The 9,308-nt window shown below is 74.3% G+C and carries 6 protein-coding genes; 3 read left to right on the top strand and 3 right to left on the bottom strand.

The window, feature by feature from the left end; genetic code table 11:
- Positions 1-88: 88 nt before the first annotated feature.
- From IN07_RS18805 to IN07_RS18795, 3 genes are all read right to left on the bottom strand, one after another.
- Positions 89-2,005 (bottom strand): primary-amine oxidase, encoded by a 1,917-nt coding sequence (locus IN07_RS18805; RefSeq protein ID WP_036338604.1) that lies wholly within the window; start codon positions 2,003-2,005, stop codon positions 89-91.
- A gap of 314 nt (positions 2,006-2,319) precedes the next feature.
- Entirely contained in the window at positions 2,320-4,929 is a 2,610-nt protein-coding gene (locus IN07_RS18800; RefSeq protein ID WP_197058563.1) for a LuxR C-terminal-related transcriptional regulator, read from the bottom strand.
- Positions 4,930-5,323: 394 nt separating this feature from the next.
- Positions 5,324-6,406, bottom strand: a complete 1,083-nt coding sequence (locus tag IN07_RS18795) for an AI-2E family transporter (protein WP_064972452.1) — start codon at positions 6,404-6,406, stop codon at positions 5,324-5,326.
- A gap of 365 nt (positions 6,407-6,771) precedes the next feature.
- Between IN07_RS18795 and IN07_RS18790 the strand changes: the two genes are divergently transcribed.
- The 3 genes from IN07_RS18790 (at position 6,772) to IN07_RS18785 (ending at position 9,287) form a co-directional block, all read left to right on the top strand.
- Complete coding sequence (locus IN07_RS18790) at positions 6,772-7,404, top strand: S1C family serine protease (RefSeq protein ID WP_052091488.1); 633 nt, start codon at positions 6,772-6,774, stop codon at positions 7,402-7,404.
- Complete coding sequence (locus IN07_RS25420; protein WP_156119278.1) at positions 7,401-7,544, top strand: hypothetical protein; 144 nt, start codon at positions 7,401-7,403, stop codon at positions 7,542-7,544. The genes IN07_RS18790 and IN07_RS25420 overlap by 4 nt, the downstream gene beginning before the upstream one ends.
- 177 nt (positions 7,545-7,721) lie before the next feature.
- A complete protein-coding gene (locus IN07_RS18785) occupies positions 7,722-9,287 on the top strand; it encodes an alpha/beta hydrolase (protein WP_197058561.1) in 1,566 nt (521 codons plus the stop codon).
- Positions 9,288-9,308: the final 21 nt, after the last annotated feature.

Genomic DNA, 9,308 nt, shown 5'->3' with positions numbered 1-9,308 from the left:
GCTGGTCGTCGGGCAGGCCGTGAGGCTGGTCCGCGACCGGGGCCCCGCTGCTGGAGCCGGCGCGCACACCCGCCTGGGCGGGCTCGTCTCAGTGGCACCCGGCGGGGCCGGATCCGCAGTGGCGGGAGGCGCTCGGCGGGACGTCCAGCGCCGGGTTCCGGTCGAAGAACCCGACCGGCTTCAGCTGGAAGGACACGGCGTCCACCGGCATGACCGGCCAGTCCTCGGGCCGGGTGACGTGGTGGATGCCGAACACGTGCCACAGCACGATGTCGGTGTCGGCGATGGACCGGTCGGCCTCGATCCATCGCGGCAGCCCGGCGTCCTGCCGGCTCTGGTTGCAGAACTCGCCGGCCGGCCAGCGTTCGTCCTCGGCGTACCGGGTGACCCACAGCGGGTGCGCGACCACCCCGGCGCGCTGGATGATCGGTGAGGAGGCGTCGGCCAACGCGGGGATGCCCGCGGAGGAAACCAGCTTGTAGCCGGTCGGGGTGCCCAGCCGGTTGAGCCGGGCGCGGTTGACCACCGTCCAGCTGCGCTGGGTGCGCCAGTCGGGGTCCTGCCCCCCCTCGGACTCGCGCTCGAGAGCACGGGTGCGGTGCACCACCGCGAGGCCGTACGGGTTCTCCGGTGAGGTGGGCGCCACCTCGCTCTCCGAGACCAGCACCGTGTTGTCCGGACCGTCGACCTCCATGTCCAGGCGGGCGACGACGAAGTGCTGGTGGAAGGGGGCGTACGTGCGCTCGTCGACCACCGTGCCGTGGGGCGGCGGGGTGTCCCCGTACGACGTCGTCACCAGGATCCCGGTGGCGCGGACCTCGCACTCGATGGTGCCGTCCTGGTAGAAGCGCCAGTAGGTCAGGTACTCGTAGTTGGCCACCGTGGCGTGGAAGGAGACGACCATCCGCCGCGACCGCCTCACCTCGGTGCCCGCCTTCTGGTCGACGTGCTTCCACAGCACGCCGTCGTCCTCTTCGTGCAGGCAGATCGCGTTCTTGATCGTGTAGGGCTCGCCACGGGAGTCGTGCAGCACCGCGTCGACGTAGGTGATCTCGCCCAGGCAGTCACACCCCAGCTCGAGCGACGTGGTCATGAAGCCCAGTCCCCACTCGCCGATGTCGAAGGCGGTGCGGCGGTAGTGGTCGGGGCCGGGGTCGCGGTAGGGGACCACCATCTCGGCGAAGGAGAGCCGGTGCGCGATCGACCGGGTCCCCGTGCCGTCGTCGTAGCCGACCCGGTGGATCACCAGACCTTCGCGGTGGTTGAAGCCCAGCCGCATGGTCCAGTTCTGCCAGCGCAGCTCGTAGCCGTCCAGGCCGAAAGAGACGCCCTCGGGCTGGGTGATCTCCAGCGGCGTGATGTCCCCGCGCTGCACGAGCCCGGGGACCAGTGCCGGTGCGTACTCGCCCATCGCCAGATTCGGGCCGGCCGGTGGGGTGTCCTCGACCTGGAGCAGTTCCATGGTGTCGAGGTCGATGACGGCGTGCAGGCCGCTGACCGGGTTGGCGTACGGGTTCCCGCCGGGCACCGAGCGGCGCCACACGTCGGTCCAGCCCACCCGCCGGCCGTGCAGCCCCTCCGGGATGAGCGAGTGACCGTAGGCCCAGGTGTCGATGAGCACCAGGTCCAGATCGGTGATGCCGCGCCCCGCGAGCGCCTCGATGACGGTCGGGTGGGCGATCAGCGCCTCGTGCGCCTCGTGCCACTCGTCGAGGGTCATGTTGGCCTGTTCACCAGGCACCGCCTCCCACGAGAGGACCGCGTCGGCGGTGAGTGAGACGACGGCCTTGTAGACGGTGCCCTCCTCGCGGCTCCAGCAGGTCACCCGAGCCACACGCGGGATGGGGTCGCCGGGAGCGAAGGCGCGGACGACGTCCTTGGCGGGCTCCTCCAGCTCGATCGAGGCGAAGCGCCAGCGTTCGTCGACGCCCCTGTCCCGGCGGAGCACGGCCGCGGCAGCGCGGAACTCGGCGGCGTCGAGCGGGTCGAGGGGGTGCGCGGTCATGTCTGGGTCTCCCGGGTCGTGGAGCAGCGGTCGGCGAGCAGAGGCACGGCTGGGTCCAGCGGATCCCGTCCCGGGCGCGGCGGCGACGGGCCAGGGCCCAGAGGGCCTCCGGCACCACCTGGTCGGCCAGGACCGCGGTGGTGTCGGCGCGGCCGTGCAGCTCGGGAAGGGCGGCGAGCACGGTCCCGGAGGGGCAGTGGGCGAGTGTGAACTCACAACGCATCCGGCACCTCCTCACGCACGGGGCGGGTGCTGGCAAGTGTCTGGCTGAGCGGCCGGTCGGGGCTCATCCGCAACGGGTGATCTCGAGGGGCCTACAGCAGTCCGCGTGTCCGTGCGATCTCCAGGGCCTCGCGTCGGTTCCGTGCCCCGAGCTTCCGGTAGATACCGCGCATGTGGGTCTTCACGGTGTTGACGCTCACGAACTGCTGCGCCGCGATCTGCTCGGCGGTGCGCAGCGAGGGCAGCTCGACGAGGACCTCCTGCTCCCTCCCGGTGAGCTGCTGGATAGCACCCACGGCGCCGGGTGGGAACAGCGTGAGCAGCCGGGTGGCGAAGGCCTCGTACCGGCCGTACCGCCCGAGGTTCCGGGCGAGCAGGTCCCGTACCGCCGAGCCGGCCAGGGTGAGGCAGCGCATGGTCTGCAGCGGCTCGGCGACGGCCAGCGCCTCGGTCAGCGCGCGGTGGGCGGCGAAGCCGTCCGCGGTGGCGTCGGCCAGCACCGCGTCCAGCACGAGCGCCTGGATGAGCGTGCGATCGGCCACGCAGACGATCACGCGCTGGCAGATCGGGGCGAGCAGCTGCCGGGCGCTGGCCGGGTGCCCGCGGTGCGCCTGCACCACCGCGCGCAGGTACTGCGCCTCGCCACCCACGCCGAGGCGGCGTTCCACCTGCTGTCGCGCTTCTGCCGCCAACGCCGGCTCTCCTGCCTGGAGCGCCAGGTGCTGCTGCTCCAGGGAGGCGTGCGCGACCAGCACCGGGGGGAGGTCGACCCTCGACGAGGGCCACGACCGGCTGACCCGCCGGCACCGGGCGGTGCAGTCGCCGGCGTGCCCGGGGGACAGCACGGCGTCCAGCAGCTCGGTGGCGAACCGCAGCGGCGGCTCCACCACATCGCTGGTCAGCTCCACCGCTGCCCGGATGTGGTCACGGGCGGTGGGCAGGTCCAGCCGCGAGTAGGCGGCCGAGGCGGCGATCACGTGCGCCGCGGCGCACTGCGGAACCCGGTCCCAGCCCCGCTCGGCGGCGAAGGCGAGCGCGGTGCCGGCCCGGCTCCCCATCTCGGCGCTGTCGCCGCGGCTCGCGGCGACCGCCGCGAGCCCGGTCAGTGCGCGGAGGGTCATGTGGTCGTGTCCCGCGGATCCGGCGACCTCCGCCGCCCAGCGCAGATCGGGCTCGGCCGCGTCCAGCTCGCCGCGGAGCAGCCTCGTCGTGGCCCGCTCGACGGTTGCCAGCAGGTCCAGCTCGGGGTCCGCCGGGCCGCCGGTGTCGGCCCTGCCCGGGACCTGCAACTCACGTCCGGCGTCGCCGAGCAGGTGCGCCCTGCGCAGCGACACCGTGGCGCTCAGCGCCGGTTCCCGCTCGGCGATCTCCGCGGGCGGCACCAGCGCGAGGGCCTCGTCGGCGCTGGTGATGTCCTGCGCATCCAGCGCGGCCGCAGCAGCCACCAGCGCCACCGTCGGTGTGGCTCGCACCTCGGCCGGTGCGTCGCGCAACGTCCGGGTCACCGCCGCACCGTGGCCGTCGAGCATCAGCCGCAGGCCCGACCGGCGCACGAGAGCGACGGCCAGCGCCGGGTCGTCGCACCGGCAGGCGTGCTCGATGGCGGCTCGGTGGTCGCCGTGCGCGGCCGCCCACAGCGCGGCCCTCCGGTGCAACTCGGCCCGCACGGCGGGCGGCCGCCGGGCAAGTTCTGCGGCCAGGTGGCTGCGCAGCAGGCCATGGTACCGGTACCAACGGGGCTTCCCACCCAGGCCGAGGGTGAGCACGTTGGCCCGGGCGAGCTCCTCCAGGAGCAGGCCGGCGTCGTCGCGATCGGTCAGGGCATCGGCCAGGTCGGGGGTGATCCGGTCGCACACGGAGGTGCGGACGAGGAAGTCCCGCACCTCCGGCGGCAGGCGGCCCAGCACCTCGCCCGCCAGGTAGTCGCCGACGGCCCGGTCATCACCGGCGAATGCGAAGAGGGCAGCCCGCTGGTCGCTCGCGGTCTCCAGGCAGATCGCGGCCAGGCGCACGCCGGCGGCCCACCCTTCGGTCCGCTCGAGCACCACGTCGATGTCCGCGTCCTCGAGGTGCAGGTCGTGTCCGCTGAGCAGCTCCACCGATTCGGCGCGGTCGAGGTCCAGCTCCTGGGCGCGGACCTCCAGCAGCCGGCTCTCCACGCGCAGCCGGTGCAGGGCGAGCCGAGGTTCCCGGCGTCCGACGAGGACCAGGCGCAGCCGCGGGGGAGTCCAGCGCAGCAGCGCGTCGAGGGAACGGAGCGCGTCCGCATCCTCGAGGGCGTCGACCTCGTCCAGGACCAGCCACAGCGGCCGGTCCAGCCCGGCGAGCTGATGGGTGAGCGCAGCGACCAGTTCGTGAGCGGCGGCATCACGGCCCGGCAGCGCATCGCCGAGCAGCCGGCCAGCGGGCAGACCACCGGCCTGGGCGCAGGCGGTCAGGACCGCTGCCCGGAGGGATCGGACGTCATCGCCGGAGTCGACGGTCACCCACGCCGTCGGCGACGGGTCGGGGGCAGTGGTCGAGTGACGGCGGGCCCAGCTCGACAGCCAGGTCGTCTTGCCGGCCCCCGCGGGTCCGGTGACCAGGACGACGTCGGGCGGATCGTCGCCGGGCACGATCGCGCCGTCGAGGATGGCGTCCAGGCGGGGGCGGGCCACCAGCCGGCGCGGTGTCCGGGGTCGGCGGGTCTTGAGCGCGACCACGACGGACGGAGCCTCGCCGAGCGACGGCAACCCGGTGCTGACCTGTCCCGGCCGCCTGGGGCCGACGTCCGGCGGACGCTCGTCGGCGAGACGCTGCGGTGGCTCAACACGGGGCATCGCATGCTCATCCGCTCGGCGAGGGTGATGGGGCAGTGCCTGGGTGGACGACCCGCAGCGAGGCCATCCGCGGCCACGCTAGGTCGCCCGGGTGCTCAGCACAACTACAAGGCCGAGGGACGTGCCGGGCCGCCGGCGAGGCACCGCACGGCCGCGGCCTGCGCGGTGGCGTCCGCCAGCCGGTCGGCTCCGTGACGGAACCATCCCGGCAGCTGGTCGTCGGTGCCCGGGTCATCGTCCCGGCCGGCCGGACGGGAGGGTCTGCGCCGTCGACGAGTCAGCCGGGGGGCTCCTCGGCCGCTGGGAGGCCCGGCGCTGTCGGCTCCCGCCGCGACCGTGCCGACCGGGCGCGGATCTCCCGATCCGACCGGAGCAGCGCGTCGGCCCACCGAGCGCGGGGATTCGCATCCTCCAGCAGCGCCTTGACGAGAAGGGTGAGCGGCACGGCAAGGATGGCACCGACCGAGCCGAGCACCCAGGCCCAGAACACCAGGGAGACGAGCGTGACGGTCACCGAAAGGTCGACCACGTCGCCGATGTACTTGGGCTCGATCAGGAGGGTCAGCACGAAGTTGACCAGCGTGTAGACCGCTGCGACCGCCAGGGCGAGGTGCCAACCGCCTTCCAGCAGCGCCAGCAGGGTCGGGGGCACGATGCCGATCCAGAACCCCACGTAGGGCACGTAGTTGGTGATGAAGACCAGGAGGCCCCACAACGGTGCCAAGGGCACCCCGAGCAGGGCCAGCGCGACCGCGTCGACCAACCCGGTGAGCAGTCCGAACGCGGTGCTGACCGCGACGCAACGCCGGGTGGAGCGGGCGAAGCCGCGGAGCGCGTCGGCCAGCCGCGGCCGGTCCTCGGCGAGCAGCGCCAGCCGCAGCCGGGCGCCGGCGGCCTCCATGGACAGGAAGAACAGCAAGGTCAGCAGCAGCGCCAAGCTGCTCAGCGCACCGCTGACGCCCCGGACCAGGTCGCCGGTCCAGGAAACCAGCCCGCCGTAGTCGGCGCCCGCGGCCAGGCCGCCGAGCTGGTGGGCGTCGACCCCCAGGTCCGCGACCGCCCGGGTCACCGAGTCGGCCAGCGCGGTCGCCTCGTCGCGGTAGCGGGGGAGGACCGCCGCCAGCTGGGCCAGCGAGACGACCAGGACGGCGGTGAGCGCGATCAGGGCTCCATACACCACCCCGGCCAGCAGAGTGGTGGCCAGCCAGCTCGGCACGCCCCTGGCCCGCAGCCACCGCTGCACCGGCAGGACGGTGATCACGATGACCGCGGCGAGGAACGCGGGGGCGACCAGCCAGGACACCTCCCGCACCCCGGCCACGACGGCGACCGCAGCCGCCGCTCCGACCGTCGCGGTCACGCCGGGCGGCCACAGGGGCCCACCCTCGTCGCCGGGGGAGTCCGGACGCTGCCGCTCGACTCGCCCGGTCACTCCGACCGTTGTACGAGCCGGTGCGGGGAACCGGCCTCACCCGCCGCGGATGACGTCCCTCCAGGACGGGCGCTCACCGCAGCCGACGGCCTGCCCGCACGGGGCGCAGTTGCTGCTGCGCGGGGGGCCCGGCTCACCCGCTGCGGATGAGGCGACGGGGGCGCCGGGTGGGCAGCGTCGGGACAGCGTGCACTGCCGCGCCAGCACGACGCCAGAACGAGGAGTTGTCACCACGGTCGCGGCGACGGCCCACCACCAGCTACCTGGGCGGGGCCCGTCGGTGAGGAGTGCAGATGCCTGGTCTGGAGCACGGGCGCGTCCGGCCCGCGTGGCGACGGGGCTCCTGCGCGTTGCTCGTGGCCGTGGCCGTGCCGAAGGATGTCGCGGTGGTGCGGATCGATCCACCCCGAGGGCTCCGACCGGCCCACTGGGCGGACTCCGCCGACCTCGTCGTGGGCGCCGCCGTCCTGGCGATGGGCAACCCCCTCGCCCTCGAGGGCGCGGTCACCGAGGGCATCATCAGCGCGACCGGTCGCACGGTGACCGTCCCGGCGACCGGTGCCTCCCCGCAGCTCACGTTGCCGGACATGGTGCAGACCTCGGCAGGCGTCCATCCGATGACGAGTGGAGGGGCACTGGTCGCGCTCGACGGCACGGTGGTCGGCGTGCCCACGGCATGGGTGACCGCCGGCGTCGACGCGGCTCCCGCCGGCTTCGCCATCCCGGCCGACGACGTGCGGAGCCTGGCGGACCAGTTGATCGCCGACGGCGTCGTCACCCGGTCCGGCCGAGCCGACGTCGGGGCTCAGCTGACCACGGTCCTCGACGGCGTCGGGCGCCCTCGCGGGGTGGGCGTCGTCTCCGTCGAGCCCGCGGACCGGCCGACCGGGCGGGGCTCCGCACCGGCGACGTCGTCCTCTCGATGAACCGCGCCGGATCCCTGACGATCGGCCGGTTCGGGGACCTGCTGGCCGGTCTGCCGGCCGGTGAACCCGTCACGGTCACCATCCGTCGAGGGGACCGTCGGCAGGACCGCACCGTCACCCCGGCCGACCTGCCCTCCTGACCCGGGACGATGATCCGCCCCGTCCCGGGTGCCCGCCGGGCGACAGGTCGTCGTGGCGACACCGGGTCACCGGAGCCGTCCGGCTCACCCGCGCGCCCGTCCCGCGGCCGCCCCGGCGGCCCGCGCTGGTGGACCGTCCCGCTGCCGGCGGCATGGGGAGCGATCCTGCTGGTCGGCGTGTCGCTGACCCCCTCGCTGCTACCGCGCAGCGGCGAGGTCCAGGGGTTGGTCAGCGGCATCACCGCGGCCTGCGGCCACGCGCTGGGCCTCGGTGCCGCTGCGGTCTGGCGGGCCTTCGCCGACCGCGGGCCGCGGTCGGCCCGCGGTGGCGCCTGGCGGCTGTTCGTGGTCCTGGCGGCGGTGCTGCTGACGGTCTCCTTCGTGCTCGGCCGGCGGTGGCAGGCCGAGCTGCGCCGGCTCATGGGGGCGCCGGAGGAGCCGCTGTGGCACGCGCTGCTCGCGCCGGTGGTGGCGGTCGTCGTCTACGCCGTCCTGGTGGGCACCGGCCGGATCCTGCACGTGGCCGCCCGGGGAGCAGGGCGGCTGCTGTCGCGGTGGATGGGCGTCCGGGCGGCGCGGACGGTGGGTGCACTCGTGGTGGGCGCCGCGGTGGTCCTGGTGGTCACCGACGTCGCCGTCGACGGCTTCGTCGCCGCGGCCGACCGGACGTTCTCGCTCGCGGACGACGACACCCCGGACGGGGTGGCGCGACCGGACAGCCCGCTCCGCTCTGGTGGGCCGGGGTCCGCGGTGCCGTGGGAGGCGCTGGGCCGGGAGGGGCGGGTGTTCGTCGCGGGTGGACCGTCGGCGGCGCAGATCGGTGCCGTCACCGGCCGGCCGGCGCGACCGCCCGTCCGGGTGTATGCCGGGCTGGAGCTCACCGATGACGTCGAGCAGCGCGCGCGGGCCGTGGCGGCCGAGCTGGACCGGACCGGGGGCTTCCAGCGCGCCCGCCTGCTGGTGGCGACGACGACCGGCAGCGGGTGGGTGGACGGTGACTGGGCGGCGGCGTTCGAGTACCTGTCCGGAGGGGACTCGGCCATCGCCTCCATGCAGTACTCGTACCTGCCCTCGGCGCTGTCCTACCTGGTCGACCAGGACCGGGCCCGGGCCGCGGGGCGGGAGCTCTTCGACGCCGTCTACGAGCGCTGGACCGCGCTCCCCGCCGACGACCGGCCCGAGCTGTACGTGTTCGGAGAGAGCCTCGGCTCCTTCGGCGCGGAGGCCGCGTTCAGCGGGGAGCACGACCTGCACAACCGGACCTCGGGCGCGGTGTTCGTGGGGCCGCCGTCGTTCAACACCCTGTTCACCGAGTTCCGCGACGACCGGGACCCGGGCAGTCCCGAGGTGGAGCCGGTGTACCGCGACGGGCGGACGGTGCGCTTCAGCACGGAGCCCGACGGCGGTGCGCATCCCTCGCCGGACGGCCCGTGGAACGGCACCCGGGTGCTCTACGTGCAGCACCCCTCCGACCCGGTCGTGTGGTGGAGCCCCTCGCTGCTGTTCGAACGTCCGGACTGGCTCGCCGAGCCGCCCGGGGACGACGTGCTGGACGACATGGCGTGGATCCCGCTGGTGACGTTCTGGCAGGTCACCCTGGACCTGCCGTTCGCCACCGACGTGCCGTCGGGTCACGGGCACCGCTACGACCGGGAGGCGGTGGCTGCCTGGGCCGCCGTCCTGCGACCGCCGGGGTGGACGCGCGCCGACACCCGACGCCTGGAAGAGGTCCTCGAGCGCTGAGCGGCGGTGCAGCCTGGGGGC

The organism is Modestobacter caceresii (assembly GCF_000761485.1).
In the GTDB taxonomy this organism is placed as follows: Bacteria; Actinomycetota; Actinomycetes; order Mycobacteriales; family Geodermatophilaceae; genus Modestobacter; species Modestobacter caceresii.
Note: the sequence above shows the minus strand (reverse complement) of the source record. Positions and strands in the feature narration are given on the sequence as shown.

Excerpts from the sequence above, each read along its gene's own strand:
- IN07_RS18805 (WP_036338604.1), bottom strand. The coding sequence starts at position 2,005 with ATGACCGCGCACCCCCTCGACCCGCTCGACGCCGCCGAGTTCCGCGCT.
- IN07_RS18790 (WP_052091488.1), top strand. The coding sequence starts at position 6,772 with ATGCCTGGTCTGGAGCACGGGCGCGTCCGGCCCGCGTGGCGACGGGGC.
- IN07_RS25420 (WP_156119278.1), top strand. The coding sequence starts at position 7,401 with ATGAACCGCGCCGGATCCCTGACGATCGGCCGGTTCGGGGACCTGCTG.